Source organism: Streptomyces malaysiensis subsp. malaysiensis, assembly GCF_040653035.1.
Classification (GTDB): domain Bacteria; phylum Actinomycetota; class Actinomycetes; order Streptomycetales; family Streptomycetaceae; genus Streptomyces; species Streptomyces malaysiensis.
Window position 1 is genome coordinate 480,808 of sequence record NZ_JBEZNG010000005.1, and the last position, 26,726, is coordinate 507,533.

At 67.2% G+C, this 26,726-nt stretch carries 26 protein-coding genes and 4 tRNA genes; 12 read left to right on the forward strand and 18 right to left on the reverse strand.

Going from position 1 to position 26,726, the window contains the following annotated elements:
- Positions 1-147: 147 nt before the first annotated feature.
- Entirely contained in the window at positions 148-1,149 is a 1,002-nt protein-coding gene (locus AB0E24_RS14060; RefSeq protein WP_251773721.1) for an ABC-2 transporter permease, read from the forward strand.
- 185 nt (positions 1,150-1,334) lie between these two features.
- On the opposite strand, the gene AB0E24_RS14065 is transcribed toward AB0E24_RS14060, so the two are convergent.
- The 6 genes from AB0E24_RS14065 to AB0E24_RS14090 form a co-directional block, all read right to left on the reverse strand.
- The gene (locus AB0E24_RS14065; protein ID WP_102935302.1) at positions 1,335-2,426 is read right to left on the reverse strand and encodes a DUF1152 domain-containing protein; all 1,092 of its coding nucleotides are present in this window, start codon (positions 2,424-2,426) and stop codon (positions 1,335-1,337) included.
- 133 nt (positions 2,427-2,559) lie between these two features.
- On the reverse strand, positions 2,560-2,922 hold the full coding sequence (locus AB0E24_RS14070) for an MFS transporter (protein ID WP_359376926.1): 363 nt from the start codon (positions 2,920-2,922) through the stop codon (positions 2,560-2,562).
- Between the two features lie 149 nt (positions 2,923-3,071).
- Positions 3,072-3,875 carry a protein kinase family protein gene (locus tag AB0E24_RS14075; protein WP_079258428.1) on the reverse strand — a complete coding sequence of 268 codons (804 nt, stop codon included), beginning with the start codon at positions 3,873-3,875 and terminating at the stop codon, positions 3,072-3,074.
- Positions 3,876-3,954: 79 nt separating this feature from the next.
- Entirely contained in the window at positions 3,955-4,095 is a 141-nt protein-coding gene (locus AB0E24_RS14080; protein WP_167746846.1) for a hypothetical protein, read from the reverse strand.
- Between the two features lie 3 nt (positions 4,096-4,098).
- Entirely contained in the window at positions 4,099-5,214 is a 1,116-nt protein-coding gene (locus AB0E24_RS14085) for a radical SAM protein (protein WP_099014438.1), read from the reverse strand.
- Entirely contained in the window at positions 5,207-5,728 is a 522-nt protein-coding gene (locus AB0E24_RS14090; protein WP_254645715.1) for an ATP-binding protein, read from the reverse strand. The genes AB0E24_RS14085 and AB0E24_RS14090 overlap by 8 nt, the downstream gene beginning before the upstream one ends.
- An 83-nt stretch (positions 5,729-5,811) precedes the next feature.
- Here AB0E24_RS14090 and AB0E24_RS14095 point away from each other — a divergent pair, with 83 nt between their 5' ends.
- Positions 5,812-7,128 (forward strand): NsdA family TPR-like regulatory protein, encoded by a 1,317-nt coding sequence (locus tag AB0E24_RS14095; protein ID WP_359376932.1) that lies wholly within the window; start codon positions 5,812-5,814, stop codon positions 7,126-7,128.
- On the opposite strand, the gene AB0E24_RS14100 is transcribed toward AB0E24_RS14095, so the two are convergent.
- Positions 7,125-7,667, reverse strand: coding sequence for an NUDIX hydrolase (locus AB0E24_RS14100; protein WP_232638923.1), 543 nt, complete (start codon positions 7,665-7,667; stop codon positions 7,125-7,127). The two genes, AB0E24_RS14095 and AB0E24_RS14100, sit on opposite strands and share 4 nt — an antisense overlap.
- Positions 7,668-8,171: 504 nt before the next feature.
- Between AB0E24_RS14100 and AB0E24_RS14105 the strand changes: the two genes are divergently transcribed.
- The 3 genes from AB0E24_RS14105 (at position 8,172) to AB0E24_RS14115 (ending at position 12,180) form a co-directional block, all read left to right on the forward strand.
- Positions 8,172-8,510, forward strand: a complete 339-nt coding sequence (locus AB0E24_RS14105; RefSeq protein ID WP_359376935.1) for a CU044_2847 family protein — start codon at positions 8,172-8,174, stop codon at positions 8,508-8,510.
- Positions 8,511-8,964: 454 nt separating this feature from the next.
- Complete coding sequence (locus AB0E24_RS14110; protein ID WP_359376938.1) at positions 8,965-9,822, forward strand: AAA family ATPase; 858 nt, start codon at positions 8,965-8,967, stop codon at positions 9,820-9,822.
- Positions 9,823-9,891: 69 nt separating this feature from the next.
- On the forward strand, positions 9,892-12,180 hold the full coding sequence (locus AB0E24_RS14115; RefSeq protein WP_359376941.1) for a S8 family peptidase: 2,289 nt from the start codon (positions 9,892-9,894) through the stop codon (positions 12,178-12,180).
- 489 nt (positions 12,181-12,669) lie between these two features.
- On the opposite strand, the gene AB0E24_RS14120 is transcribed toward AB0E24_RS14115, so the two are convergent.
- The 3 genes from AB0E24_RS14120 to AB0E24_RS14130 all read right to left on the reverse strand — a co-directional run bounded on the left by AB0E24_RS14120 (position 12,670) and on the right by AB0E24_RS14130 (position 13,656).
- On the reverse strand, positions 12,670-12,939 hold the full coding sequence (locus AB0E24_RS14120; RefSeq protein ID WP_359376944.1) for a hypothetical protein: 270 nt from the start codon (positions 12,937-12,939) through the stop codon (positions 12,670-12,672).
- Positions 12,933-13,325, reverse strand: a complete 393-nt coding sequence (locus tag AB0E24_RS14125) for an ATP-binding protein (protein WP_359376946.1) — start codon at positions 13,323-13,325, stop codon at positions 12,933-12,935. The genes AB0E24_RS14120 and AB0E24_RS14125 overlap by 7 nt, the downstream gene beginning before the upstream one ends.
- A gap of 127 nt (positions 13,326-13,452) precedes the next feature.
- Positions 13,453-13,656, reverse strand: coding sequence for a hypothetical protein (locus AB0E24_RS14130; RefSeq protein ID WP_359376949.1), 204 nt, complete (start codon positions 13,654-13,656; stop codon positions 13,453-13,455).
- A gap of 22 nt (positions 13,657-13,678) precedes the next feature.
- Between AB0E24_RS14130 and AB0E24_RS14135 the strand changes: the two genes are divergently transcribed.
- Complete coding sequence (locus tag AB0E24_RS14135) at positions 13,679-14,050, forward strand: tyrosine-type recombinase/integrase (RefSeq protein ID WP_359377051.1); 372 nt, start codon at positions 13,679-13,681, stop codon at positions 14,048-14,050.
- A gap of 105 nt (positions 14,051-14,155) precedes the next feature.
- Here the strand turns inward: AB0E24_RS14135 and AB0E24_RS14140 are convergent.
- The 5 genes from AB0E24_RS14140 to AB0E24_RS14160 form a co-directional block, all read right to left on the reverse strand.
- Positions 14,156-14,229, reverse strand: a tRNA-Phe gene (locus tag AB0E24_RS14140).
- Between the two features lie 4 nt (positions 14,230-14,233).
- Positions 14,234-14,308 (reverse strand) — tRNA-Asp (locus AB0E24_RS14145).
- A gap of 213 nt (positions 14,309-14,521) precedes the next feature.
- Positions 14,522-15,343, reverse strand: a complete 822-nt coding sequence (locus AB0E24_RS14150; protein ID WP_283885439.1) for a DUF1684 domain-containing protein — start codon at positions 15,341-15,343, stop codon at positions 14,522-14,524.
- A gap of 147 nt (positions 15,344-15,490) precedes the next feature.
- Positions 15,491-15,566 (reverse strand) — tRNA-Glu (locus tag AB0E24_RS14155).
- Positions 15,567-15,647: 81 nt separating this feature from the next.
- The gene (locus AB0E24_RS14160; RefSeq protein ID WP_359376952.1) at positions 15,648-17,249 is read right to left on the reverse strand and encodes a metallophosphoesterase family protein; all 1,602 of its coding nucleotides are present in this window, start codon (positions 17,247-17,249) and stop codon (positions 15,648-15,650) included.
- A 196-nt stretch (positions 17,250-17,445) separates the two neighbouring features.
- Between AB0E24_RS14160 and AB0E24_RS14165 the strand changes: the two genes are divergently transcribed.
- The 5 genes from AB0E24_RS14165 (at position 17,446) to AB0E24_RS14185 (ending at position 22,922) form a co-directional block, all read left to right on the forward strand.
- The gene (locus tag AB0E24_RS14165; protein ID WP_180990685.1) at positions 17,446-17,796 is read left to right on the forward strand and encodes a metallopeptidase family protein; all 351 of its coding nucleotides are present in this window, start codon (positions 17,446-17,448) and stop codon (positions 17,794-17,796) included.
- 371 nt (positions 17,797-18,167) lie between these two features.
- Entirely contained in the window at positions 18,168-18,674 is a 507-nt protein-coding gene (locus AB0E24_RS14170; RefSeq protein ID WP_359376956.1) for a hypothetical protein, read from the forward strand.
- 295 nt (positions 18,675-18,969) lie between these two features.
- Complete coding sequence (locus tag AB0E24_RS14175) at positions 18,970-21,420, forward strand: DEAD/DEAH box helicase (protein ID WP_359376959.1); 2,451 nt, start codon at positions 18,970-18,972, stop codon at positions 21,418-21,420.
- Positions 21,421-21,530: 110 nt separating this feature from the next.
- Positions 21,531-21,603, forward strand: a tRNA-Lys gene (locus AB0E24_RS14180).
- Between the two features lie 449 nt (positions 21,604-22,052).
- Entirely contained in the window at positions 22,053-22,922 is an 870-nt protein-coding gene (locus tag AB0E24_RS14185) for a right-handed parallel beta-helix repeat-containing protein (protein WP_359376962.1), read from the forward strand.
- Positions 22,923-23,114: 192 nt separating this feature from the next.
- Here AB0E24_RS14185 and AB0E24_RS14190 read toward each other — a convergent pair whose 3' ends face one another.
- The 3 genes from AB0E24_RS14190 to AB0E24_RS14200 form a co-directional block, all read right to left on the reverse strand.
- Positions 23,115-23,666, reverse strand: a complete 552-nt coding sequence (locus tag AB0E24_RS14190; RefSeq protein ID WP_069872839.1) for a hypothetical protein — start codon at positions 23,664-23,666, stop codon at positions 23,115-23,117.
- A gap of 285 nt (positions 23,667-23,951) precedes the next feature.
- Positions 23,952-24,503, reverse strand: a complete 552-nt coding sequence (locus AB0E24_RS14195) for a hypothetical protein (protein WP_232564629.1) — start codon at positions 24,501-24,503, stop codon at positions 23,952-23,954.
- A gap of 171 nt (positions 24,504-24,674) precedes the next feature.
- Positions 24,675-25,034, reverse strand: a complete 360-nt coding sequence (locus tag AB0E24_RS14200) for a hypothetical protein (RefSeq protein WP_069872843.1) — start codon at positions 25,032-25,034, stop codon at positions 24,675-24,677.
- A 639-nt stretch (positions 25,035-25,673) separates the two neighbouring features.
- Between AB0E24_RS14200 and AB0E24_RS14205 the strand changes: the two genes are divergently transcribed.
- A complete protein-coding gene (locus tag AB0E24_RS14205) occupies positions 25,674-26,444 on the forward strand; it encodes a DUF6227 family protein (RefSeq protein WP_069872846.1) in 771 nt (256 codons plus the stop codon).
- The last annotated feature ends 282 nt before the right edge of the window (positions 26,445-26,726 follow it).

Below are 26,726 nucleotides of genomic sequence, written 5' to 3' on the forward strand. Positions count from 1 at the left end.
GCGATATATGCGATATGTATGGGTTCATCGCCTTAGCGTGACCTCATGGCCGATGACCGGGCGCAGCGCCCAGACCCCGAGCGCCGATCACCGCGATCGGTGTGGACGTCCCTCACATCGGCATGGACGTCCATCACATCCGTGTGGATGTCCTTCAAGCGGTCCCCCTACTTCCCCGCCACCGTCATCGTGCTGATCATCTCCGCGGGTGCGGGGCTCTTCGCGGGCTCGTACACCTACGCCTTCGCGAACCCCACCCCCCGGAACATCCCCGCCGCCGTCGTGGTCACCGAGCATGGCGACGCCCCGATGAAGCGGTTCCTCGCCGGGATGGAGCAGGCCCTGAACGCCTCCCTCCGGGTGCACCCCTACCCCAACTATGCGAAGGCCCGCTGGTCCCTGGAGGAGCAGCGGGTCTTCACGGTCCTGGAGAGGCACGGCCGCGGCGTCCAGATGGACGTCGCGAGCGCGGCCGGGGCCACCGTCGCCCAGTTGCTCGGCCAGACCGCCGCCAAGGTCGGCCGGGTCACCGGAGTGCCGGTCACGGTCAGGGACGTGAAACCGCTACAGCCCGGCGATCCGCGCGGCCTCGCGGTCTTCTACATCTCCCTGGCCGCCACGATCATCGGCTTCCTCGGCGCCATCCAGCTCAGCGTGAACGCCTCCACGCTCAACCCGGCCGAGCGGGTCGCCTTCATGGTCGCGTACGCCCTGCTCGGCGCGTTCACGATCGCGGTGATCGTCGACGAGGGGCTGGGCGCGCTGACGCTTCCCTTCCCGGAGTCCTGGGGGATCCTGGCGCTGACGATGTTCACCTCGGGGCTGGTGTTCTCCATGTTCAACGTCCTCTTCGGGCGATGGGCGCTCATCCCCACCTGGGGCCTGCTGGTGTTGCTGGGCAACCCGTCCTCCGGAGGCGCCGTCTCCTGGCCCCTGCTCCCCTCGCTCCTCGGCACCATCGGCCGCTGGCTCCCGCCGGGTGCCTCGGTCAACGCCCAGCACACTGCGATCTACTTCCACGCCCACCAGCACGCCTTTCCCTTCCTGGTGCTGGTGTGCTGGTGCCTGGTGTCCGCGGTGGTCTTCTGGACCTGGCGCCACCGCCACCCGGGCGGACGACCGCCGAGGGCGACGCCGACACGGTGCTGACGGGGAGATATACGAAAAAAGTCCCTCCCCTGATGATCAGGGGAGGGACTCTCTTACAGAGCGCCGAGCAGGCCTTGCACCTACATCCCTCGTTTGGAGACGAGTATCTTTCCTTAGACGACCGACGCATCAACTCCCGCCCTCCGAGGCGGCGTTGCGAGATCAACTATAGCCCATCCGGGGGATCACAGCCGCCACAGCGGGGCGTCGTAGTGCTCCGGCTGAGTCCCGATCAGCAGGGCCCGCAGATCCGCGCGTTGGACTCCGCTCAGCCCGAGGGCCTCGGTGAGCCGGCGGAACGTGGTGTGGCTGACCCCGCGGGCGCGGGCCTCCTCCGCGAAGCGGGCGACCCCGGCGAGTACGGCCCTGGGCCGGAACGGCCCCTCGGGCGCCGCCCCGAGCCGCGCGGCCTTCTCCCGCTCGTAGTCGATCTCCGAGCATCCGCAGATGTCGCGGCAGTGCCGCTCCGCCTCGGCGAGGCCGGTCGTGTCGGCGACGGCCTGGGCGAGCCGGTTCCGGCGGAAGGCGGCGTCGAGATCCGCCTGATGGACCACGGGTGCGTCGTCCGTCAGGGGAATGGTGAGCCCCGCGTCCCGTACCTCGCACAGCCCGCGCACCCCCCGCGCCGTGGCGGTGAGCATCCCGGTGGCCTCCGACGGATGCCACTCCATGACGGGGCCGATGGGTGCGACGTCCTCGGCGGTCAGCGTATGGACCACCGCCGCCAGCCGTTCGCGCAGCACCGCCACCGGAATCTCCCCGTCCAGCCCAGGACCGGCGACCAGCAGCCGAATCTCCGCGTTCACCTGCGCACAGGCGGCGAGTGAGAGCGCGTCCCCGAGCGGACTTCGCAGCGTCGGTTCATCCCCTCGCGCGAGGATGTCGCCGCCCACGTCCAGCAGGTCGATCGATGCCGGGGCCAGGTGCTCGATCAGCTCCTCCAGCTGCCGGACCATGCCCGCCACACCGTGGTGGGGGTCGAGCAGGGCGAAGGTGTGCGGCAGCTCGGCGGCCAGCCGGGGCAGCGTGGACCCGGCCGGCGCCACCGGTCTCGCGTCCTCGGGCACGGCGTACACGCTCGGCGTCAGCGCCCGCAGCCCGGTGAAGTCGGCCGCTCGCCGGGGGCCGGGGACGGGGTCGACGAGCAGCCGGTCCCAGGCGTAGGTCAGGACCACCGCCCGGTCGTCCGCCGTCCCGTCCCCGTACAGGGCCCGGTCGATCACCGTGGCGGCAACGGCGTCCCCGCCACCTCCGCCCGCCACGATCAGCCGCGTCATCCGCCCAGCGTACGGCGCGAACGGCCGATACCGTCGGACGGGAGGCCGCCGTCGGCGCGCGGTGAGCCCTCCGCGAGGAACCGGCTCGCCGGGCCTTCCGCGAGGGACCGGCTCGCCGGGAGGGACGGGCCCGTCAGACGGCCTGGGACTCCACCTCGGCTTCCTCCGGAGCCTCGCGTTCCTCCCGGACGCGCGGGTTGGCCTCGGGAGCGGCCGCCACGGCGATCACGGTGACGATGCCCATACCGATCATGAACAGCGCGCCCGGCCAGGACGCGCCCGCCCAGGCGAGCAGCGCGGTGGCGACGATGGGCGAGAACCCGCCGACGATCATCGACGCGAGCTCATGCCCCAGGGTGAGCCCGCTATAGGCCACCCGGCTGGCGAAGAGCTCGGTGAAGAACGCCGGCTGGGTGCCGATCATCGCCCCGTGGCCGATCACGACGGCCACGAAGAGCGCCACGAAGATCAGCACCGGATCGCGCGAGTCGAACATCGCGCTTCGAACGGGATCAAGACCTGCGGCTCGGGTGTGTTGGGGGATTGTTGGCCGCTGGCTCTCGTGGGGGGAATGCCGACGTTCCGCTCACCGAGACGTGACCCCGAAGAAGCACCTGCCCGCCGGGCAAGAAGGTCATCGGAAGGTCACCCACGTCGGTGGCGTTGCCACCTCGCCGCCGCCGACCGCAGGCGCGCTGTCCAGTCGTCCGGGGAGTCCCCCGCGATTTCAGCCCACAGCGCTGCGTTCGCGTCGACGAAGAGATCCACGGCTGAGGGGGGCGCTGTGGCCCAGGCGGGGACGCCTTGCCCAATCTCTTCGGCTTGGGCTGGGCTGTGCCCGGAGGCGATGAGCCAGATGATCCAGTAGGCGGGGTCGAGCCAGGCGGCTCCTCGGGTGGCCCAGCCCCAGTCGACGAGGCGGGCGCGGCCACCGGTGATGAGGACGTTGTGGTTGTTCCAGTCGGTGTGGAGCAGGGCATCGCCCGCGAACGCTTTCGCGTCGGCCGGGTGGGCGACGTACCTGGACAGGCGCTGTTCCGCTTGGCGGAGATCGAGGTTGGGGCAGGGCATCTCGTCGAGCCTGCGTAGAGCTTGGACGACTTTCGGGATGTCCGGCGAGCCGGGGGAGTAGTCGGCGTGACGGCCGTCGAGTAGTTCGAAGCCGAGGATGTTCCAACCTTCGACGACGAGGTGGAAGAGCACGCGGGGAGCCAAGGGTATGACATACGGGTTGATATCCGCCTCGCGCCGTTGGGTCCAAACCCAACGGTGCTCGCTCTTCAGTCCCTTGAGAAAAACGGTCCCTCCGGTGGTGTGAACGCGTGCCGAAAGAGCGCTGTTCTTGCCGGCGGTAACCGCCTCGGCCTCAAGAACCGTGCCTGTCTCGGCTTCAATCGCGCTACGGACCGAGAGGGGAAGGTCGTCGAAGGCGACGGGGGTCAAGGCCATGGAGGAAAGGCTTTCAGACGGGACGTGCGCAAGGGGCCTTCCGGCGCATGAACACGTCGGAAGGCCCCGCCACGAGTGATCAGTTGTAGGGGTTGTCGTCGCCGCAGCCAGGAGTGGCGGCCCGGGCGAAGGTCTCGACGTCGTCGAGGATCACGATGTCCTCTTTGATGTCAGCATCTCTGGGGCGGTGCGGCGTGATCTCGACCATCACCGTTGTCATGGTTCAGCTTCCTTTCGCGGTGTGTTGGCAGTAGATGTGCAGTGGTGCCTTCGCCTCCTGGTAGACCTTGGCCAGCGGCCTGCATACCCGGCAGGTGCCGGAGAGCCGGCAGCCGGAGCAGCCACCGGTGCGAAGCATCAGGGAATCGGCGACACCGCCCAGGCGGCTGAGGCCCTCGACTCCTTCGGCCAGCAAAGGAATCGCGTTGTCGCGGCCGACCTTGCAGATGGACGCCATGCCGTGTGGGTCGACGTGGAAGAAGGTGTGGCCGGCGTTGCATCCGCGGAATGGTTCACGGTCGGTGAGGTAGTCCGGTGCCTGGGAGGCGAGCGTCTCGGCGCCGCCGTAGATGGTCGGGGACATACGGGTGTACTCCCGGTACGGCAGGCCGCACTGGTCCGCGAAGGCGCGCATCCGGTCGCTCTCGTGGGCGTTGTGCCGGGTAATGATCAGCGCCAGATCGAGCGGCAGCCCGGCCTCATGGGCGGCGTTCAGGCCCTTCATGAACATCCGGTACGCACCCTTGCGGCGGGTGAGCCCGTCGTAAGACTCCTCCGTGGCGCCGTAGAGGCTGAGCGTGATCCGGTTCGGGCGGCGCTCCGTGAGCAAGCTGAGGTTCTTCGGGGTGGCGAGGCGGGAGCCGTTGGTGAGGATCTCGACCATCATGCCCAGCTCGTGCGCCCGCTGGTACGTCTCGGGGAACAGCTTGTCGATCATTGGCTCGCCGCCGGTGAGCTGGAGCCACAGCACGCCGGCGTCGTGGATGATCCGCAGCAGTCGTTCGCGCTCGGACCACTCGAGCCCCGAGAACCGCTTGAGACCTAGGTAGCAATGCTCGCAGTCGTAGTTGCAGCCCAGGTTCAACTCGTACGACGCCCGTCCGTAACCGTACGGCGAGGGGGAGCGGACGAGGACGGTGTCGCGGATGCTGTGGTCGTGGAGATCCACGTGCCAGGCATTCCATGCCACATCCACCAGCCAACCGGGTGATTCAGCACCGGAGGCTACGGCCGTCTCCAACTCCCGGTATGCGGTGGCCGGGAGCCGGGCGGCCTTGGTGCTGCCGGGGCGTACGAGGAGATGATGATCGAGGAACGGCGCGGCGATCAGCTTATGCACGGGTTTCCTCCTCCGGGGTGACCAGGGACAGGCGGGCCCAGACGGTCTTGCCGATGGGGTTGCGGGCGCGGTGTCCCATTTCCTTGGCAAGCGCGGAGACGAGTTGGAGACCTCGACCGTGCTCGTCCTCATCGCTGGTCTCCAAGAGGCGGGGCAACCGACGGCTGAGGGGGTCGGAGACCTCGACCAGGCACGTGGCACCTTCGCCGCTCAAACGGACTTCGAAGCGGTGACCGTGCCTGTGGCCGTGCCGCACGGCATTGGCTGCCAGCTCGCTACAGACCAGGACCGTACGGTCGATGTCTTCTCGTCCGTAGCCCCAGCTCAGCAGGGTTTTGTTGACCAGGCTCCGGACGAGACGGACGCACCTGGGCGTGGAGGTGAACTGCATCGCCCAGCGCTGGGCCATGGTCTGTTGCTGGTTGTCGTTGGTCATCGGGAGCATCGCGTCCCCTCGTCGCGGGTGGTTCCAGAGGGCCAGCTCATCGCAACGGGTGTCACTGAAACAGGTCATGGTGATTACCCAACGTGGGTAAAATCATCAGCGCTTGACCGCCCGGACAGCACACTGCCGTGGGACGAGGGAGAGGGGCACACGTGCCCGCACCGCAGCCTCATCGGGTGTTGCCACCAGCCTTGTTGGCCAGCCCTGAGTGGCAGGACGCATGCAAGAAACGCGACTTCACCCGCATCTTCCAACTGGTCAAGATCAAGGCAGGGATCTACCCCTCGCGTATCGCCACCCTTTGTGGCATGACGCCCAGCAGGGTCGGCGAGATCATGGCTGGACGTCGTGGTCTGGCCCATATCGACGTGCTGGAGAGAGTCGCCGATGGACTGCGCATTCCCGGTGGCATGCTGGGCCTCGCACACCGGCCCTGGGAGATCCCTGGGCCGGCCCCGAAGGGCGAGCGGAGCCTGGTATCCGCGCCACGGCTTGCGCAGGGGGCAACGGATACCGGTCCTGCCTCCGGGAAGACCCTGGACCACCTACTGCCACTGGCCGATTCACAGGTCACCCGCTCCACGCTCACCGCGCTGCGCTCCTCAGTGGAGGACTACTGGCGTCGGGACGATGAGCATGGTGGCGCGCCGCTACGGCCTGCCGTCGTCGGAAACCTCACCTACGTCACACAGGTGATGCGACATGCCGGGGAGGCCCTGAGCCGAGACCTTCGATCCCTCGCCGCGGAGCTGGCCCGGCTAGCGGGCTGGGCGTACTTCGACGCCTGTCAGTACAGCACGGCACGCATCTACTTCAGCCAAGCCCTCGGCCTCTCGCGGGGGCAGGAAGATCGCCTCTTCATGGCCAATGTGCTCTCCTGCATGAGCCTTCAGGCCACCTATGACGGCAATCCAGCGGAGGCCATGGCTCTCGCCTGCAAGGCTCAGGACGTCGCCCGAGCGGTCGGCGACCAGCCTCTGGTGATGTCCATGCTGCATATGCGCGAAGCGTTCGCCCATGCCACTCTTCGCGACGCTTCCGCCTGCCATCAGGCCATCGACCGTTCCCGCGACTCCTTCGAACGCGCACGCGGCCGGACGGACGAAGCGCCCTCCTGGGTGCGCTATTTCGACGAGACCAAGCTCATCATCGACACCGGAATCGCCCTGGCCCGTCTCGGCGAGGCACCGCGAGCCGAACCTCTCATCGCGGAGGGGCTGCGTCGGGAAGCGTCCGCACAGCAGCGCGGACGGGCCCTCCACGCCTTCTGGCTGGCCAGCACCCAGCTCGAGCAGGGCAAGCTCGGCGACGCGTGTCACAGCGCCGAACTCGCACTCGATCTGAGCGCCGTGATCGACTCACCTCGGGTCGCTGGGCATATCCACGAATTCCACCGGCGTCTGGCTCCGTATGCCCGCGAGGCTCCGGTGATCAGGTTCGAGCAGCGGATGCGAGACGTACTTGGCTAGTCGGCGTTCTTGGCCGCTTCGTCCAGCAGCAGATACAGCAGGCCGACCAGACTGCCGCTACTGACGATCTCACGGCGGTCGATCATCCCGCGGATATCCGAGAGGGGGATCCACTCGATCCGGTCCGATTCGTTCAGCTCGGTCGGCGGCCCGGCGTAGACGGCCCCACCAGCGCGGAAGACATGGTGCTCGGAGTCGGTGATCCCGTTCGCGGGCTGTGCGTACACCAGGGGCTTCATCGCCTCGACCCGCCAGCCGGTCTCCTCCTCGACCTCGCGAGCGGCGGCCTCCTCCGGGGTTTCGCCGGGTTCGATGAGGCCCATGGGGAGCTCCCAGCCCCAGGCATCGGTGATGAACCGATGGCGCCACATCATCAGGACGCGCTTGTGGTCATCGACCACGGCGGCAACGGCGAGATGCCGCATGCGCACGACATGGTGTTCCCAGCGGCGGCCGTCGGGCTGCTGTACGTCGACGAGCCACAGGTTGACCCAAGGGTTGCTGTAGATCTGCCGTTCGCCGTGGACGGTCCACCGCATGAGCCCACTCCCCTTCGCCGACGCGATGCCCAGCATGTCACTGCCTGGGCCCGCGCTCTCACGGTGTGTGCCAGAGCACGCGATACATCGCTGCTGGGCTAACGAAGAAGCCCCCTCCGGATGACCTTCCGTTCTAGTGGTCGTCGCAACACCCCGGCTCAAGGGGTTCGATGGACTTCAAGATTCGGCAGAACCGGGGACCTTCCGCTTTTCAGGCCGAGTAAGGCTGCTGCCGGTGCCGGTTTCGCCTGGCTACACGGTCCGCTGACGTCCGCTGCTGCCGTCGCCGTACGCGGCCGTTGGCGTCACGGCTGGCGTCACGCGACCTCTTCGCCCCGAACTCGCGTGTTTCCTCAGGCGACACGGTTCCACGACGTTTGACCCGGATGCGGCACCCGAGGCACCGCTCGTGCTCGTGGATCAGCGAACATGCCAAATGCGCCCGCTCGGACGTGATTTACGGGATCATAAGGTTAGTAGTCATCAGTCTTTAGTGGGGGATCTGTGTACAAAGAGGTCGAGTCTGCCGGAGGTAACTCCTTCTTCCTGGTCGAAGTCACACCCCTGGCGGTCGAGAACTTCGATGAGTCGAAGCTGCTCCGAGGCGCTGGACGGCCGGCTCAACAGACGCTCAGTGGGCTTCGGGACGTGGGCGAGGCGATCGTGCAGACCTGTGAAGACGTATCCGCAGCCATCCATGATCGGTTCCGAGACTCGCAACCAAGCGAGTTGGAGGTCACGTTTGGGGTATCTCTGTCTGGAGAGGCGGGGGTGCCACTAGTGGGAAAGGTTAAGGCTGACTCCACCTTTGAGGTCCGCGCTAGGTGGACGCCGTCAACGTAGGACGATGAATCTAGAGCTAGGGTGGTAAGTCGGACCTCATCGAGTGACGTCTGCGAACCACCAGGGGCATCCCCCCTGGTTGTTGCTGTGCCCTCTTGGTAACCTTCCCGCCATGGGTGCGTCAGCGTGGCAGGGCAAGGCAGGCCTCAGTCCGACTGAGAGGGCACTGCTTGAGTTGATGGATGCTGGTCTCAGGGCGGACACCCAGGCTGTTCGTGAGCAGTGTCGACGTCTCATGCGGCGTCCGCCCGAGGACGCGCAGCATGCTGTGACCCTGCGCGCGGAGCTGAGGGCTCTGCTTACAGCTTCGCAGGGGCAGAATCCGCTCCGAGGAGTCGACGTAGCGCAAGGTGCCAGGGCAGTGGCTCCGGAGGCAATGCACCTTCCGCGAGATCCTGAGACCAACCAAGTGCTGCTGCGTGTGACGGAAACTGCCGCGAGTCACGGTCCCGTCTTGGATGAAGCCACGCGACAACGTGTGGATGCTCTCATTGCGGAACGCCCAGTGCGTGAGGCGTTGGTGGACGTTGGGCTTCAGCCCTCGCGTAGCGTACTCCTTAGCGGACCGCCTGGCGTTGGCAAGACTCTCATCGCATCTCATATCGCCAGCCAGATGAAACAGACGCTATTGGTCGTCGACTTGGCTTCGGTGATGTCCAGCTACCTAGGACGTACTGGGCGAAACCTTCGATCCATCCTTGATTACGCTGCGCAGAATGAATGCGTGCTGTTCATCGATGAATTTGATGCCTTGGCGAAGCGTCGCGAGGATGATTCGGATGTTGGTGAACTCAAGAGGCTGGTCAATGTTCTACTGCTGGAACTTGACCGTTGGCCAGCCGGTAGTTTTCTGATTGCCGCTACGAATCATAAGGAACTATTGGATTCGGCGATCTCTCGGCGCTTTGATGTACTGATAGAGCTCCCTCTTCCGGCAATCGACGAGAGGAAGCTTCTGATCTCATCTCTGCCCACGATTGTTTCCACTGAAGTGTCCGCTGACACATGTGGCCTGGTGGCCCTAGCGACGGACGGCCTTTCGCATTCAGACATCGTGCGGTTGTGCAACGGCATAGCCCGAGAATCGATTGTACGAGACGGTGACCTATCTTCCCTTGAGGAAGGCCTTGTGCGCTTCGCTGTTTCAAAACTACGCGCGCTGGCTGGTGAGGATGCCCAAGTCCGAGAGCATGTGGCGGTGGCGGCCAGCGTGCACCTAGGGCTTTCGAATCGGAAAATCGCGAGCATCCTCGGTGTGAGTCATCCGACTATCAGTAGGGCAATTTTAGCGTTCCAGGAACGTAAACAGTAGTAATTTGCCTGGGGGGGCGGGGAAGTGAATAAAGGGTCTGGCGGGCGCATCCTCGTAGGAGGAGAGCACATGTCGGAGATGATTGACCGGGCGGGTGGAGGCGGAAGCAAGTATCATCCGTACACATTGGCGGATTCGCAAAGAATCCTCGGCCCGCAGGCCCAGATGCTGCGTAACACTGCGCGTGCCCTAGATGAAAAATTACGCGCGAACCATGTGGTTTTTGAAGCAAAGCTCCTGCCGAATTATCTGGCGAATAGCTATTTTCCTGAAAAATTGGTCAAACTGCTTGGGCTCACTGCCCTAGGGTCCCGTCCTGCGACCGGCGATTTGGTGCTGCGTAGTCGAACGGAATTAGATGTTCCGACTAAGTCCCTAATCATTGCTGGTGATAATGATAGCCTTGAGCGTCTGACTCATATTCTCTCAGGGGACACCCTGGATCGCCGAGAAAAGGGGGCCGCAGAAGATCTCAGGAGATTTTCTGATATTCATCTCCCTCGGGTGACTGAGATCGTAAAGGAGTCGGCAGGCGTCGTTTCGGAACCTGCCGAGGAACGTGAGGCATTCGAGGCGGTTCTGCATCCGGACCCTGATCTTCCCGGGATTTCACGACGGCCTCTATCAGGTGAAATTTTTGGGAAATTTGAACGGTACATTCGAAGCCTCGGGGGCGAAGTCGTCAGTGACAGGCGTGACGTAGTAGGTGGACTGACATTTGTGCCAGTCCTTCTTCCATCAGGAAAAGCGAAAGAAGCTGCGGCTTTCAATCCGTTGCGCTCAATACGGAAGATGCCGCGCATCCGTCCCGTGCCAGCCATTCCGCTTCGATCGGCCCCTGGAGTTTCGAAGCCTGCGCCGCCGCCCGCTGAGTCTGACGCTCCTGAGGTTCTCATATTTGATGCCGGCGTTGACGTTAGCAGCGACTTCTTTGCAGGTTCTGTTAGCCAAATAGAACTCACTGAAAAGTCGGCTTTCCCTGGGTGCATAGAACACGGCAGCGCTGTAACGGGCGCTGTTCTGTACGGGAATGTTGAGGCGGGAAGCCGTCTGCAGTCTCCACAGGTGCGTGCCACTCACTTCCGTTGCATTCCCGGGCACGACAGTGACGGGGTCGAGCTTTACTGGCTTCTGGATCAAATTCAAAAGCGAGTGGCGGACAGCGACGCAATGATCGTTAACCTCAGCCTTGGGCCCGAGGTTCCAGTGGATGACGGCGAGCCGCATCGTTGGACGGCTGTGTTGGATGCGTTGGCGTATGAAAAAGACATTCTCTTCGTTGTTGCTGCCGGGAATAATGGGGAGGAGGCTAATAAAGGGGAAAACCGAGTTCAGGTGCCCGCTGATATGGCTAACGGCCTTAGCGTAGGCGCTTGTGACCGCCCGCACCCGGAAATTATGTGGTCAAGGTCGTCGTATAGTGCGATTGGTCCTGGCCGCCCAGGTGCGACGGTTCAGCCGACAGTACTGGCCTATGGTGGGGATGCTGATCGCCCCTTTGCGCGAATGATGGGCGATGGGCGTCTTTCCTACGATTGGGGTACCAGTTATGCTGCGCCGCTTGCAGCGCATGGTCTGGCTAAGCTCAGCACACAGCTAGGAGACCGTTGTAGTGCCTCCGCCCTGCGGGCCTTCGCGATTCATTTTGCGGAGCCACATGCCGATTCAAATAATGTGTTGGAATCGGGGCACGGACGACTTCCGGCGGATTTTTCGAACGCGCTCGCTTGTTCTGACCGGCAGGTGACCGTACTTTATCAAGCCGCAATTGATCGAGATCAAATACTTGGGTTCACTCTGCCAGTTCCTGGAGGAATTGACAGGGGGAAGGTGAAGATGAAATGGACGCTTTCCTATGCTTCGCCTACCGATCCCACAGAGGCTGTGGAGTACACCGAGTCGGGCCTGGAATTTACACTTCGCCCTCACTCGGAGATCTACAGCTTTCGCGATCCTGAAAATCCGAGGCGTACAGTTAAGGTCAACATTCAAGAGGATGAGGATCGCGTGGCAGCCCTTCTCGAAGAGGGTTGGAAAATGAGCCAGCAGCCAAGTACTCGCTCTCAGAAGGTGGGTCCAAAAGCATCGGAATCTAGTCGTCGTCGAGGTGGCAAGTGGGAGACCGTAATGCAGGGGCAGGATTGCCTAAGGGCAAGGAGTCTCCATCTGCCGAGACTTGATATTGAGTTCCTCACGCGTGAAGGAGGGGTGCTGACGAGGGATTCTCCTCCTGTGGACTTTTCCCTAGTTGTGACCGTTGAGTCGCTTTCTGGACTTCCGGTGTATGATCTGGCAAAAGCCGATTTTCCTGTACTTTCAGAGTTGCCAATTCCCGTTCCGATACGGCTTCGGACGTAGGTCGGTGGAGCGGGTTTGGGCGGTGGCCTGCCCGGTCTGGGGTCGGGCATGGTCAGGGGGCCGTACGCTGGTTGGCAACTCGGGCAGGCTTTGGACCTGCCCGCAATTAGCACGAGTGGCCCCCTGGCCTTGCCCGACGCGGGACCCGGACCGGGGAGGTGCCTAAAGCCGTGGAGCCGACCCCCAGCCACGACGTACCTCTTCTCCTCAGCCAAGGTGCTTGCTGCTGGCGCGCGGCCTGGCGGTCGGGCTGGAGCGGGGCGGAGACAGGAGCGGCGGCCCGCGCCGCCGGGCCGCGCGCGCCGCGCTTGCGCGGCGACTTGAACCCGTAGAGAAGGTTGTAACTCAGTAGCTGTTGGCCTGGTGGCGGGCGATCTTGTGTGTGGTGGGGCATGTGAACTGTTCGGCGCATGCTGGAAGGCGTTGGGCTTCGCGGTGGGCGAGGGGTAGGAAGGTGACCGGGCGGAGGATCCATTCGATGTGGGTGTCTTACTGGGTGAGGGCGAACGTGGCTGCTTCCCTGCTCCTGAGGGCGTCTTCGGCTTCCTTGTAGCCGTGGGCGACCCAGTCCCATGCCTCGTGGGCTGTTTCGCGGTCGAGTGCTGTGGCGATGGTTCGCACGGTGACGCGGATCCATCGGGTGGCCTCGCTGGGGCTGTCGGTTTCGATGGAGGCGAGCAGGACCGAGCGGGGTCCTGTGGCTGGTGAACGCGTCCAGCATTCGCACCAGTAGCCGGGTCGTAGCAGGGGCCTCAGCATGTGGTGGCTCCTGCCTGCTCGGGTGCTACGAGTTGGGCGGTGACGGTGCGGCCGTGCTGGCTGCCGGTGATGTCCAGGCGGCGGGCGAGTGCCATGACGATGGTTAATCCGCGGCCGTGGGTGTCGTCTGCGTCGGCCTCCGTAGGGCTGACTTCTTCGGGGTGGCCTCCCTCGTCGGTGACGGAGATCGCGACGGTGCGGGGTGAGAGGGACAGCGTGAGCTGGAAGGTGCCGTAGGGGCTGCCGCTGGCGGTGTGGGTGAGGGCGTTGCTGCCGAGTTCGCTCACGATCAATTCGGCGTCGTCGGCGCGGGGGTGGTTGCTGAGGATGTCGCGGGTCCAGCGGCGGGCTCGGGTGACTTCTTCTCGGGATCCTGGGCACATCATGGTCCAGTCGATTCACGCCGTGCTGCGGAACGCCCTGGAGCACGCCGTCCGCGAGGAGCTGATCATGCGGAACGTCGCGAAGCTCGTGAAGACCCCGGCGCCCTCCTACCGGACCGGCAAGGGGCTCTCACCGGCTCAGGCCAAGCTGGTGCTCAAGGAACTCCGAGATCACCGCCTGCACGCCCTCTACGTCCTGGCACTGCTCCTCGGCATGCGGCGCGGTGCGCTGCTGGGCCTGCGCTGGTCGGCGGTGGACCTGGAGCGCGGCACCCTCACCGTGCTGACCAACCTCCAGCGCGTCGGGGGGAGAGCTGCGGCTCGTCCTGCCCAAGACGCGGTCCTCCGAGCGCACCATCCCCCTCCCGCCCCTCGCCGTCTCCGCCCTCCGCGCCCACCAGGAGCGTCAGGCGCAGGAGCGGGCGGCGGCTGGCATGGCCTGGCAGGAGAACGGGCTGGTCTTCCTGTCCCGGATCGGGACGCTGTACGAGCCGGACAACCTGCGCCGGAGCTGGGACCCGGTGCGGAAGCGGCTCGGCCTGGACCTTCGCTTCCATGATCTCCGCCACACCTGCATCACGCTGCTGCTGAATCTTGGTGTGCCGGTGCACGTCGTCCAGCAGATCGCCGGACACAGCGATCACGGGGTGACCATGCAGGTCTACGCCCACGCCTCGCTCGATGAGCAGCGGAAGGCGCTCGGCCGCCTGGAGGACCGGTTGGCGTAGATCCGGTGATTCGGCGCCGTTGGCGTCAGCCGTAGGCGTCACAGGCAACGAAGAAGCCCCCTCCGGACGGACTGGGAGGGGGCTTTGCCCTGGTGAGGGCTGCGGTGGCTGGGGCCGGGGTCGAACCGGCGACCTTCCGCTTTTCAGGCGGACGCTCGTACCAACTGAGCTACCCAGCCGCAGCGGTCCTGACGGGATTTGAACCCGCGGCCTCCACCTTGACAGGGTGGCGAGCACTCCAAACTGCTCCACAGGACCTTGCGTGTACGAGCACGAGTCTCGCACATGTGGGGTGCGCTCCCAACGGGATTTCCCTCGTGGATTCGCACTCCTCGCGACCTTCGAACCGGGGCCTTGATTTTTCTCCGCCGCGTCGTTGTCGCTGGATCAGCGTATCAGACCTCCGACCGGGTTCTGACCGCTCAGCGGGCGGGGTGGCCCCGGTCGGAGGTGTGCCGGTTTTCGCCGGGGTCAGGGGCGGCCGCCGCGTTCCAGGGGGATCCGTTCGCCCGCCTCGATCGCCACCGGGAGGCGGTTCTCGGTGGGTGGCAGGGGGCAGGTCGCGAGGTCGGTGTAGGCGCAGGGGAGGTTGGTGGCGCGGTTGAAGTCGAGGGTGACCCGGCCGGTGTCGTCGGGGGCGTCGATCTGGACGGAGCGGTTGGCGGCGTACGTGGTCACGCCCGAGGTCGCGTCGGTGAGGAGGACCATCAGGCTGCCGGGCCGCTTGCCGTTGAAGGCGGTGAGCCGGTACGTCTCGCCGGCCACTTCGAACTCGACCTGGCCGGGCGCGTCGTAGACATGCTCCAGTCCCTCCACCGCGGCGCCCACGGTGATCGCGCGCGGCTCGTCGAAGGGGAGGTAGCGGCCGGCGCGGACCCAGCGGGGGTCGGGGGCATAGGCAGGGGTGTGGGTGAAGGCGGTGCGGAGGGGGTTGCCGGGGTGGCGGGGGCGGACGATGTCATGGCCGCCGCGCTTGGCGATCTCGATCACCGCGTCGCCGTACCCCGCGTACACGCTGTCCCGTTCGGCGATGGTCCCGAAGGCGTACCGGCCGTGCACCGCCGTGCCGTCCACCGTCAGCTCCTCGCCGTCGGCCAGCTCGACCACCACCCCCTCCGGGCCGCTGGACCAGGCGCCGGGGGCGTCCTCGAAGCGGGTCGGCTCGGGGCTCAGCCAGCGCAGGCTGGTGATCGCGAGAAAGCCGTGGGGGTCGGCGAGTGCCTGCTCATGTGTGCGGTGCCACCGCTCCCACTCTTCGGCGAAGCTCACCCGGTCGACGTCCTGGACGGTCATCTGCGCTCCCTCGTGTGGGGACTGCGGCGGGTCTGCCGTCCATCTACAACCGCGCCGGGGAGGGAGTCATTCCGCAAATGCGAGGAGGTGGTGCGCGCAAAAAAAGTCACCGGCAGGTGCGTTTTGACCTGCGGTGACTGAGAAAGGTGGTGCCCCCAACGGGATTCGAACCCGTGCTACCGCCTTGAAAGGGCGGCGTCCTGGGCCACTAGACGATGAGGGCCGATGGCCCACCTGGGCGCCTTGCGGCGCTTTCGGGGACGCGAGAAGCATATGGGATGCCGGTGACGTTCGCCAAAACGGTTTACGGAGTGGTGGGTGTCGGCGTGGCCCCCGGGCGGTTCTCGGCCGGCAGATGACGGCTGACCTCGGCCTTCGCGAGGCCCAGACCGCCCAGATCGATCTCGTCCCACGCCTGGAGCCGTCGCGTGTCCCGGTCCAGGTAGAGAACCGACGCCTGCACCGTGTCCGGTGTGCCGTCGTCCACCGCGCGCAGTCCGCTGCCGCCCGTCGACCCCTCCGTCATCAGCCGGGTGCCGCCGGGGAGCACCTCCGTACGGCGGTGGTGCACATGGCCGGTGAGGGCGAGCGGCACGGTGCCGTCGGTCTCCCGGGCGGCGATCGGGTTGTGGGCGAGGGCGATGTCGACCGGGGTGCCGGCGGCCTTGCCGTCCCGGATCGCCTCGGCCAGCAGCCGTCCGGCGCTGTGCTCGGCCGCGTCACCGGCGGCCGCGGCGGAGCGGTCGGGGGTGAACTGCGGATCGCCGATGCCCGCGATCCGCAGCCCGGCGACATTGATCACCTCGCCGTTGTCCACCACATGCGCCCCCTTGCGTTTGGCGAGGTAGCGCTGGGTCGAGGCCGAGTCGTGGTTGCCGCGCACCCAGACATAGGGGGCGCCGAGGTCGGAGACGGGGTCGAGGAAGCCGTTCTCGGCGGAGGTGCCGTGGTCCATCGTGTCGCCCGTGTCGATGATCACGTTGACCTTGTACTGCCGTACCAGCGACTCCACGATGTGCCATGCGGCCGGATTGAGATGGACGTCCGAGATGTGCAGCACCCGCATGGTGGTCGGATCGGGCTGGTACGCGGGGAGTGTCGAGGTCGCCTCGTAGAGCTGGGTGACATTGGTCACCAGCCGGGCCAACTCCCGCTGATAGACGTCGAAGTCGGTCACGATGCTGCGCGCGTTGCCGACCACCGAGGGGGCGCTGGAGAGCAGCCCGGAGTAGCGCGGCTCCAGGACGGACTTCGGGTTCCAGGTCGCGTAGACGGCGCTCCCGGAGGCGGCCAGCAGAGTGAGCGCGAGCCCCCCGGCGGTCAGCGCCCGGCGCGGGCGGCGGTAGACCGCCAGGCCCAGCGCGGTGGCGCCGAAGACGACGGCGACGCAGGAGCGGACCGCGAGGCCGAGGGTGCCGCGGGTGACATCGCTCGCGACCTCGTCCTGGAGCCCGGAGAGCCGCTCGGGATGGTCGACGAGGGCCTGGGACCGTATGGGGTCGAGCCGGTCCACATCCACGTCCAGGCGGAGCGGGGCGTGGTGGCTGTTCAGCTCGAGCGCGCCCAGCGGGGCCACGTTGATCTTGGTGCCGCCGGTGAGGGACGGCCGCAGCGCCATCCGGGTGTCCATGGGACCTACGGAGATATGGACGCTGCCGACCACCAGCAGTCCGATCCAGGCACCGAGGACGGTCACGGCGGCCAGCCCGGAGGCGCGGACGAGGGGCCGGGCGCGCGCGGCGGGGTCGAGCGCCGTGGGATCGAACGCCGGTGGTTTGGGGGAGGGGCGGGGAGAGGGCTTCCGCGAGGGGCGGCGGAAGCGGTGGATGCGGCGATGGGGGAGGACGACCGCGGTACGTGCACGCTGAGCGGTGGCACGGAGCAGCCGGAGCGGTTCGCGGGCCATTGGTCGCGTATGCCCGTCCGCGCGGGGGCGTATGCCTGGGCCAGGTGGGGTGGGGTCGGGGGTGGGGTTGGCCGTGCTGGGCTGTGGTGCGTCTGGTGCCCGGTCTGGTGCCTGGTCTGGTGCCTCGTCGGCGTTCGGCGCGGATACGTTGGCGCGGACCGCTCCCTTCCGGGCCCGGCTGCCCGACAATGGCCTCGTGCTGGAGATGACGCGCGAGGAGTTCGAGGAACTGGTCGCCGAGGCGCTGGACCGGATTCCGCCGGAGCTGACACGGCTCATGGACAACGTCGCCGTGTTCGTGGAGGACGAGCCGCCGGCGGACGATCCCGAGCTGCTCGGGCTGTACGAGGGGACGCCGCTCACCGACCGGGGTGAGTGGTACGCGGGCGTCCTGCCGGACCGGATCACGGTCTACCGGGGTCCGACGCTGCGGATGAGCGAGACGCGGGAGGACGTCGTCCAGGAGACCGAGGTGACCGTGGTCCATGAGATCGCGCACCACTTCGGGATCGACGACGCCCGGCTGCACGCGCTCGGCTACGGCTGATCGGGGCGTTGGGCTGGGGCGCTGGCCAGGGCGCTGGACAGGGTGCTGATCGGTGTTGATCGGGGGTTACGGCCGACTCCGGCGCGCTGCTGATACCCGGCCTTCCGTCGCCGCCGACACCGCCCTCCGGCCGTCCTATCTACGACCGACGCCGGATGCGCGGTCTACGCGAGGGGCCGGGTCCGTGCCATAGGCGTGTCCTGGACGGGGCGGGGCCAGTTGGGCAGGGCGTCACATCCCCGCTGTCTGGAGGTGTCCCGCGCATGCCCGGATCCCCCGTGCCCGGATCCCCCGCTTCTCGCACCGCCGCCCGTTCCCCCCGTTCCCCCCGTACCCCCCTTTCCTCTCGGATCTCCCGGATCTCCCGGCGTGTGCCCCGTGCCGCGGCGCGAGGCGTGGCGGTCGCGGCGCTGGTGGCCGCCGCGATGGCGCTGGGCGGCTGCATGAGCATCTCCGGCGACCCCGAACGGCCGGACAAACACCGCGGCTCCCACCAGAAGGGCGGGGCGGCGGACGCGGACGGCGCCGTGGTGCGGTCGGACGGCCGGGGGCGTGCGTACACGGACTCCGACCGGGACGAGAAGGACGGGAAGGGGAAGAAGGGCGAGAAGGGGAAGAAGGGGGACGGCGAGGAGCGGTCGGCCTCGGCCTCCGCGACCGACCCCGAGGCCGAGCCCTCGGACCCGCCCGGTAAGCACGGGGACCCGCACCATCGCCCGGACCCCTCCGCTCCGCCCCAGCCGGGCGGCGACGCCCCGTCCGACCCGCCGCCCGCGCCCCGGACGTCGAGCCCGCCGCCGAGCGCGCCGGACCCGAAGCCGACCGACGCCCCGCCCCCGAGCGCGCCCGCCTCCCCGTCGGACCAGCCCGCGGGCTAGCCCCCGTACCCATACGGTTCAGGAGGCCCATAGGGCCCGCGGAACCCGGCGGGTCCAGCGGACGGGGCCCAAGGCCCTAGTGCCGCCGTCCAGCGCGGACGGAGTGAATTTGCTCTTGAGGGGTGAGGGTGCGTATGGTGGTAGATCGTTTGATCCCATTTGCCCGGCGCCTCGTAGAAGTGCGCCGCGAGGCGCGTTCCTTGCCATCCCGTGGCTGACCGCATAGAGGCGGTCGATTGCGACACCACACGGAGTTTGGGCGCGTGCCGAGACTCCGGAAGGTTTCGCATTTCGCATGTCCGTTTCCACTGACCACGCCGTCATGCCCGCCCTCGACGAGCCGAGTGAGCCGAGCGAGCCGACTGCCCCGGCCGCCACCGCCGCCCCGGCCGAGCCGAGCGAGCGCAACGAGCAGGCCGCACAGCCCGAGCAGACCGCGCAGGCCGAGCAGCAGCAGGCCGCACAGCACGAGCAGCCCGAGCAGACCGAGCAGCATCAGCAGGCCACGCAGCCCGAGCAGCCCGCGCAGGCCGAGCAGAACGAACAGGCGCAGGCCGCGCCGTCATCCGAGCAGGCCGCCACGGAAACCCCCGAGACCCCTAAGGCGCCCGACATCACATTCGCCGACCTCGGCCTCCCCGAGCAGATCGTCCGCAAGCTGGCGCAGAACGGCGTCACCACGCCGTTCCCGATCCAGGCCGCGACCATCCCCGACGCGCTCGCCGGGCGCGACATCCTCGGCCGTGGCCGCACCGGCTCCGGCAAGACCCTCTCGTTCGGCCTTCCGCTGCTGACCACGCTGGCCGGCGGCCACACCGAGAAGAAGCGCCCCCGCGGGCTCATCCTCACCCCGACCCGCGAGCTCGCGATGCAGGTGAGCGACGCGCTCCAGCCGTACGGCGATGTCCTCGGCCTCAAGCTCAAGGTCGTCTGCGGCGGCACCTCGATGGGTAATCAGATCTACGCGCTGGAGCGCGGTGTCGACATCCTCGTCGCCACTCCGGGCCGACTGCGCGACATCATCGAGCGCGGTGCCGCGTCCCTGGACAAGGTGCAGATCGCGGTCCTCGACGAGGCCGACCAGATGGCCGACATGGGCTTCCTGCCCGAGGTCACCGAGATCCTCGACCTGGTGCCGCAGGGCGGGCAGCGGCTGCTGTTCTCCGCGACGCTCGAGAACGAGATCGACACCCTGGTCAAGCGGTATCTGGTCAAGCCGGTCACCCACGAGGTGGACCCGTCCGCGGGCGCCGTCTCGACCATGACCCACCATGTGCTCGTCGTGAAGCCGAAGGACAAGGCGCCGGTCACCGCCGCCATCGCGGCGCGCAAGGGCCGCACCATCATCTTCGTACGGACCCAGCTGGGCGCCGACCGCGTCGCGGAGCAGCTGTGCGACGCGGGCGTACGCGCCGACGCGCTGCACGGCGGCATGACACAGGGCGCCCGCACCCGCACCCTGGCCGACTTCAAGGACGGGTACGTCAATGTGCTCGTCGCCACGGACGTCGCCGCCCGCGGTATCCACGTCGACGGCATCGACCTGGTGCTGAACGTGGACCCGGCCGGCGACCACAAGGACTATCTGCACCGCTCCGGCCGTACGGCGCGGGCGGGTCAGAGCGGCACCGTCGTCTCGCTGGCCCTGCCGCACCAGCGCCGCCAGATCTTCCGGCTGATGGAGGACGCGGGCGTCGACGCCTCCCGCCACATCGTCGGTGGCGGCGGAGCCTTCGACGAGGACGTGGCCCAGATCACGGGCGCGCGTTCGCTCACCGAGGTGCAGGCGGAGGCGGCCTCGAACGCCGCCAAGCAGGCCGAGCGCGAGGCGCAGGAGCTCACCCGGCAGCTGGAGCGGGCGCAGCGGCGCGCGGTCGAGCTCCGCGAGGAGGCCGACCGGCTGACCGCGCGGGCGGCGCGCGAGCGCGGCGAGACCGTGGCTCCGGCGGAGCCTGCGGCCGCGGCCGGGACCGAGGTGGTGGCCGAGGCCGCCGCCGGTGTGACGCTGCCGGCGCAGCGCACGGCGGAGCCCGAGACCGTGCCCGCGGTGAAGGCCGCGGAGGCCGCCGAGGGCGCGCTGAACGACGAGGGGCCGCGCCGCTCCTCGTACGACCGTCGGGACAACGACCGTGGCGGCCGTCCGTACGAGCGTCGCGACGACCGCGGTTTCAACCGGGACCGCCGTGACGACCGCCGCGATGACCGCCCGTTCAACCGCGACCGTCGGGACAACGACCGGGGTGGCCGGTCCTTCGACCGCCGGGACGGCGACCGCGACCGCGGCTTCAACCGGGACCGGCGCGATGACCGTCGCGACGACCGTGGCTTCAACCGCGACCGCCGGGACGGTGACCGCGACCGCGGTTTCAACCGGGACCGCCGTGACGACCGCCGTGACGATCGCCGCGACGACCGGCCGTTCAACCGCGACCGCAAGGACGACCGTGGTGGCTTCGGCCGGCGGGACGACCGTGGCGGCCGTCCGTATGAGCGCCGTGACGACCGTGGCTTCAACCGCGACCGCCGGGACAACGACCGTGGCGGCCGTTCCTTCGAGCGCCGCGACCACAACCACCGTGGCGGGGACCGCCCGTTCAACCGGGACCGTCGCGACGAGCGTCCCGCCCGCCGTGACGACCACCGGGGCGGCGCCACCGGCGGCCGTCCGTACGAGCGCTCCCACGGCTCGCACGACCGGTCCTTCGACCGCCGCGCCGACAAGCCGCGCTGGAAGCGCAACGGCTGATCCGGCCGTGTGACGAGGGCCGTGCAACACCGCGTTGTTGCACGGCCTTTCGCTCCCGGAGGGTATTGGCTCGGGTGTTGGCCCCCGGCCGAGCTATGCTGCGGGGGTGCGGGTCATTAGCTCAATTGGCAGAGCAGTGGACTTTTAATCCATTGGTTCAGGGTTCGAGCCCCTGATGACCCACAACGGAAACCGCAGGCACCATCGGTGACCTGCGGTTTCCTCGTTTCTGAGGGCCTTGCCGCACCGCCTTCCACGCCCCCGGACCGGTGTCTTCACACCTCCGTCGTACAGAAGATCGAGTCTCACTCGACCGGCGCTTGAGCGGATGCCGAACGGTACTCGACCCCAGAGCCTGAACCTGCTGCGTCTGACCCGCTGCTCGGAAACGCGTAAGGAGACTCCTCGTGCGACTCGCGACAACGATCCGGGGGTTGATCCCCGTCATGGCGCTGGCGGTATCGGCATGGGCGGTCTCCGCTCCGGCGTCCGCCGAGGGAAAGGGGGACGCGGGAGAGAAAGGCGAGAAGGCGGCCCCGGTGCCCTGTGGGGACACAGCGGCGCTGATCGCCGCGGTGAGTGAGGCCAACAGCTCACCCACGGGCGGGTCCGTCGCCCTGACCACGGGGTGTGTGTACACGCTGGGCGCCGCGGCGTTCACCGGTGCCAACGGCGCCGACGGACTGCCGCTCATCACTCGTGACGTGACGATCAGCGGGACCCAAGCGACCATCAGGCGCAGCGCCTCCGCGGCGGATTTCCGGATCGCGGAGGTCGCGCCCGGCGGAAGCCTCACCCTCAACGGCGTGACCTTCTCCGGCGGCCGGGCGACCTCGGGGTCGGGCACCGATGGCGGCGGCATTCTCGACCAGGGCACCCTGAGGCTGATCCAGTCCACGGTCACGGGCAACACCGCGAGCAACGTCGGCGGTGGTATCGAGGTCGCCTCGGGCGGCTCGGCGGTACTTTCGGGTACGGATGTGACCCAGAATTCCGCGGGCGACGGCGGTGGCATTCACATCGGTACGTCGGCCACTCTCAGCGCCTCGGGCGGCAATATTTCCGACAATACCGCGGACAGCTCGGGCGGCGGCGTCAGCAACTTCGGAACGACGCTGCTTGGCGCCGTCTCGGTATTGCGGAACAAGACCAACAACTTCGAGGGCGGCGGCATCGCCACCGCGATCGGAGATTTCACGATCAACGGCAGCCAGGTGGGCGAGAACACCGCGGGGAGTTTCGGTGGCGGTATCGCCAATATGGGCAGCACACTGCGGGTGCAGTCCACCACCGTGTCGGGGAATACCGCCACGTTGAACGGCGGTGGTGTGTTCCAGCACGCGGGCACCACACAAATGATCGGTGACACCGTCACCGGCAATACGGCCAATGGCGGCCAGGGCGGCGGGATCTTCACCGACGGCGGCACGATCACGCTCGCCGCGACCACGGTCTCTGGGAACAACCCGAACCAGTGCGTGCCGGCCCTCGCGGGATGCTGAACCGCGTTGGACCGCGTTTGGACTGCGTTGGATCGCGTTGGATCGCGTTGGATCGCGTTGGATCGCGTTGGGCCGCGTTGGACCGCGCTGAAAGGCGCTGAACCGCGCCACTGAACGATCCGGCTGAACGCCGGGGCGCCCCCGGAGAACGTGATTCCGGGGGCGCCACATGCTCGACCGCGAGGTCGACCGTCAGTGCTTGCAGTCCTTCTTCTTGGCCTTGACCTTGACCTTGTGGTGCGGCTTCGCCTTGGCCTTGTGGTGCTTCTTGGCCTTGTGCGGGTCCTTGGCCTTCGGCTTGGCCTTGTGCGAGTGCTTCTTGGCCTTGTGCTCTTCCTTGGCCTTCTGCTGCTTCTTCGGCGGGTCCTTGTGCACGACGACGACCGGGTCCGGCTCGTCGATGGCGATGTTCGCGCAGTTGGAGCCGATGTTGGTGTCGCCGGTCGGGGCCGCGGCACCGGTGATGAGCGTCGTGCCGGTGGCCGTGTCGCAGTCGTTGGCCTGGATGACCGAGCCGCCCACGTTGCTGGCGAAGTTGACGCAGTCCGAGCCGAGGTCGATGTCGCCGGTGGGGGCGGCGCCGCCGGTGTTGGTGGTGGTGCCGACGGCGGTGTCACAGAGGTTTCGCTGAGCCCCGCTGGACTGCGGGAAGAGGCCATGAGCACTCGCGCTACCGGCCGCGCCGACCACCATTGTGCCCGCGGCCGCCGCGGCCATGAGAGCTGCCTTCTTGCCGATTTGCATTTTTCTGGTGCCTCCATATCGGGTTCTCCGCGAATATTCCGCAGACACTCCATAAACGAGATTTCCACAGAACGGGATCCGGGAGTACCGGAAGCATCACCCATCCGCCACAGTAAAGGTATATTCAGCCGGTGCGGAAGTCGGTGGAGTTCTTTGCGTCAAGTCGTGTGACGTCCGGGAAAACGAAAAAAATGAACGCGGCCCCGGGGAAACGTCCCCAAGGCCGCGTTCAAGTCGAGCGGATTTTTCCGGAGCTCGGTGACGAGTCCCGGGGATTGCGGTGTTTCAGGACCGCTGACGGTTTCCCTGGCCACCACTCTTGCCGCTCTTCGGGTCGGCCGCCTTCTTCTTCCCCTGAGTTCCGTTCTGGGGATCGGAGCCGGCTGTGTTGACGCAGTTGGTCTCGTTGGTGACATCGGAGCCGGGGCCGACGGTGATCGGGCCCAGCACGGAAGTGGTGCGACAGTTGTTGCTCTGCTTCGTCACTTCACCCGACTCGCTGACGTTGACGCAGTTGGTCCCGTTCTTGATTTCGGATCCGGGAGCCAGCGCGACGGTGATCGGGCCGACGATGGAGTGGGTACGGCAGCGGTTCTCCTGCTCCGTCACACCCGACTCGGCGGTGTTGACACAGTCGGTCTGATTGCTGATCTCGGTCGGGCCGGCCGCCACGGTGACTTCGCCGATGACGGAACTGGTCGTGCAGTGATTGCTCTGCTTCCCGCCGCCGGCGCCGGTCGAGCGGCCGGGACCGGGACCGCTGGCGTCGGCTCCGCCCGCACCGCCGATGAGCAGCGCACCCACGGCCGCCACAAGAAGCGCCGATCTTTTGCGCATGTGCATATAGAGCCTCCAATCGGGCTTTCGGCGCGGCGCGCTCATCGCCATCACCGAAAGCCTTTTTCATGGCAGCGGCCCTGGAAGGGAGGCTTCCAGGGCCGCGATTCCCAACGGGGGGATGCCTCATGGTGTTACCGCGGGCGGGAACACCATGAAAGGGTCAGCGACTCAGTGACGGTTGACGTCTTCGTCGTCAACGGCGATGTTCGCGCACTTGGAGCCGATGGTGGTGTCGCCGGTCGGGGCGGCGCCGCCGGTGATGAGCGTGACGCCGGTGGCCGTGTCGCAGTCGTTGGCCTGGACGACCGAGCCGCTGCTGTTGGTGAAGTTGACACATTCCGAACCGATGTTGATGTCGCCGGTGGGGGCGGCGCCGGCGGTGTTGGTGGTGGCACCGGTGGACGTGTCACACTTGTTCAGCTGCACGATGAAGTCATCGTTGTTGTTGGCCAGGGCACCGCCCGCGCCACCGATGACCAGAGCGCCGGCGGCCGCGGTCAGGAGAATCGCCTTCTTGCCGATGTTCACTTAATTCCTCCGTCTGGGTTGCTCCGCGAATTCACGGACGCATGACACAACGAAGCTCATCAGTTAAGGCTTCGGGCCGCCAGTCAGCTTCACCCGTCCGGCATAGTGCGGCTCTTCCGGTGCGTGTTCTCCGAGAATCCCGCTAAGGGGGACCAATGCAAGGACCATTTGGCCCAGCAGACACCGGAATCCCTTTTACGGAATGCGGGGAAGTGGGCGTCGGGGAGGCGGGATGCGGCGGCGAGGCAGCGCGGGATGCGACGGGGATGCGGCTCGGGACGCGGTGCGGAGGTGCGGAGGCGGGGCGGAGGCGGGGCGGAAGCGGGGCGGGCGTGGGGTCGAGGTGGGGTGGCGACGGCGCGGAGGTACGGGAGCGGGCCCGCGGGCGCCCGACGGCCGTACGGCGCCCGCACGGTGGCGGGGTGGTGACGGTCGTCTCGCTTTCAACCATCGGACTTGTTCGACCGGTCGGACGAGTGATACATCCAGGCTCTACGACGCAGGAGTGAGTGAGGCACAGTCACACCGACAGCTTTGCCGAACCGCCAGCGCGGCGCGTGTTCGCGCCGCTACGCTAAGTACGCGAAGTGGTCGCCCGGGGGGCGCGGCGAATCAAAGCCGGGAGGCGGGAGGAGAGACATGGGGCACTCACGAGGGGACGCGACGCCGTCCGAGCTGATGGACGGGCTGCTGGCCCGTGCTCAGAACGGCTTCGATATCAGCGAGTCGGTGCTGGCCCAGGCGCGGAGCGCCCTGATGCACCAGTCCGAGTTGCGGTCCTGCCGACAGTGCAACGAGCGGTGCGGCCAGCTGGGGTACAGCACCTATCGGCATGTCTTCCTGCTCCCCGACGGCAGCAGCCTGCTGCTGTGGGAACTGGAACACAACACGGGCGAGGGCAATCGCCCGCTGTACGAGCTCTACGCGGACGAGGACGCCCTGATGCTGGCCGAGCGCCGCGTCCATGAGCGCCTCGGCGGCGCCCGCTGGGAGGAGCTCGACGGGTTACCGCTCTGGCTCCCGGACCAGCTGCTGCACACGGCCGAGCCCGTGGAGACCTCCCGTGCCTATGTGGCCGACAATTCGGCCGACCATGCCCGCCGCGTCCTGCGCCGCGCGGAGAACTCCGACCGCCCAGGCGAGGAGACCGAGCGGCTGCTGGCGACCGCGTTCGCCCATGACATCGCCCTCGCGCCCAAGCCCCGTCGCCGCTCCGGCGGTCCCGACGCCACCTGGTGCCGCTTCTACGAGCACGCCTTCCTGCTCGCCGGAGGGGACGAGATCGTGCTGTGGGAGCTGGAGCACAACCTCACCCGGGACGGACGGCTGGTGTGCGAGGTGTACCTCGACGAGGTCTCGGCGGAGCTGGCGGCGGACCGCCGCGCCCGCGCGCTCGGCGTCGACCTCTGACGCACCCTTAGCGCGTTCGCCGCGCCCGTAAGGGGGCCATCAAGGCGCGAGGCCCAGGAACGCCTCCGTTACGGCAGCACGTATCCCCATCCCATCCCCAGCATCGCCGGGACCGTTCACGCCGCCCGTCCGCAGCGCCTGTCCACAGCGCCTGTCCGCAGCACACCCGCTTGGCCGACACCGACTCGCCTGGCGGCCCGTCAGCCGGAAGCCTGGTGACGACGGTGACGGCAGCGGCGGCAGTGACGGCAGCGGCAGTAGCGATGGCAGTGGCAGCGGCGA

Coding starts and splice junctions, on each gene's coding strand:
- AB0E24_RS14195 (WP_232564629.1), bottom strand. CDS start 24,503: ATGCGCAAAAGATCGGCGCTTCTTGTGGCGGCCGTGGGTGCGCTGCTC.
- AB0E24_RS14205 (WP_069872846.1), top strand. CDS start 25,674: ATGGGGCACTCACGAGGGGACGCGACGCCGTCCGAGCTGATGGACGGG.
- AB0E24_RS14070 (WP_359376926.1), bottom strand. CDS start 2,922: ATGTTCGACTCGCGCGATCCGGTGCTGATCTTCGTGGCGCTCTTCGTG.
- AB0E24_RS14190 (WP_069872839.1), bottom strand. CDS start 23,666: ATGCAAATCGGCAAGAAGGCAGCTCTCATGGCCGCGGCGGCCGCGGGC.
- AB0E24_RS14090 (WP_254645715.1), bottom strand. CDS start 5,728: ATGACCTGTTTCAGTGACACCCGTTGCGATGAGCTGGCCCTCTGGAAC.
- AB0E24_RS14065 (WP_102935302.1), bottom strand. CDS start 2,426: ATGACGCGGCTGATCGTGGCGGGCGGAGGTGGCGGGGACGCCGTTGCC.
- AB0E24_RS14175 (WP_359376959.1), top strand. CDS start 18,970: ATGTCCGTTTCCACTGACCACGCCGTCATGCCCGCCCTCGACGAGCCG.
- AB0E24_RS14060 (WP_251773721.1), top strand. CDS start 148: ATGTCCTTCAAGCGGTCCCCCTACTTCCCCGCCACCGTCATCGTGCTG.
- AB0E24_RS14120 (WP_359376944.1), bottom strand. CDS start 12,939: ATGCTGAGGCCCCTGCTACGACCCGGCTACTGGTGCGAATGCTGGACG.
- AB0E24_RS14150 (WP_283885439.1), bottom strand. CDS start 15,343: ATGACCGTCCAGGACGTCGACCGGGTGAGCTTCGCCGAAGAGTGGGAG.
- AB0E24_RS14075 (WP_079258428.1), bottom strand. CDS start 3,875: ATGGCCTTGACCCCCGTCGCCTTCGACGACCTTCCCCTCTCGGTCCGT.
- AB0E24_RS14125 (WP_359376946.1), bottom strand. CDS start 13,325: ATGATGTGCCCAGGATCCCGAGAAGAAGTCACCCGAGCCCGCCGCTGG.
- AB0E24_RS14115 (WP_359376941.1), top strand. CDS start 9,892: ATGTCGGAGATGATTGACCGGGCGGGTGGAGGCGGAAGCAAGTATCAT.
- AB0E24_RS14080 (WP_167746846.1), bottom strand. CDS start 4,095: ATGACAACGGTGATGGTCGAGATCACGCCGCACCGCCCCAGAGATGCT.
- AB0E24_RS14100 (WP_232638923.1), bottom strand. CDS start 7,667: ATGCGGTGGACCGTCCACGGCGAACGGCAGATCTACAGCAACCCTTGG.
- AB0E24_RS14160 (WP_359376952.1), bottom strand. CDS start 17,249: ATGGCCCGCGAACCGCTCCGGCTGCTCCGTGCCACCGCTCAGCGTGCA.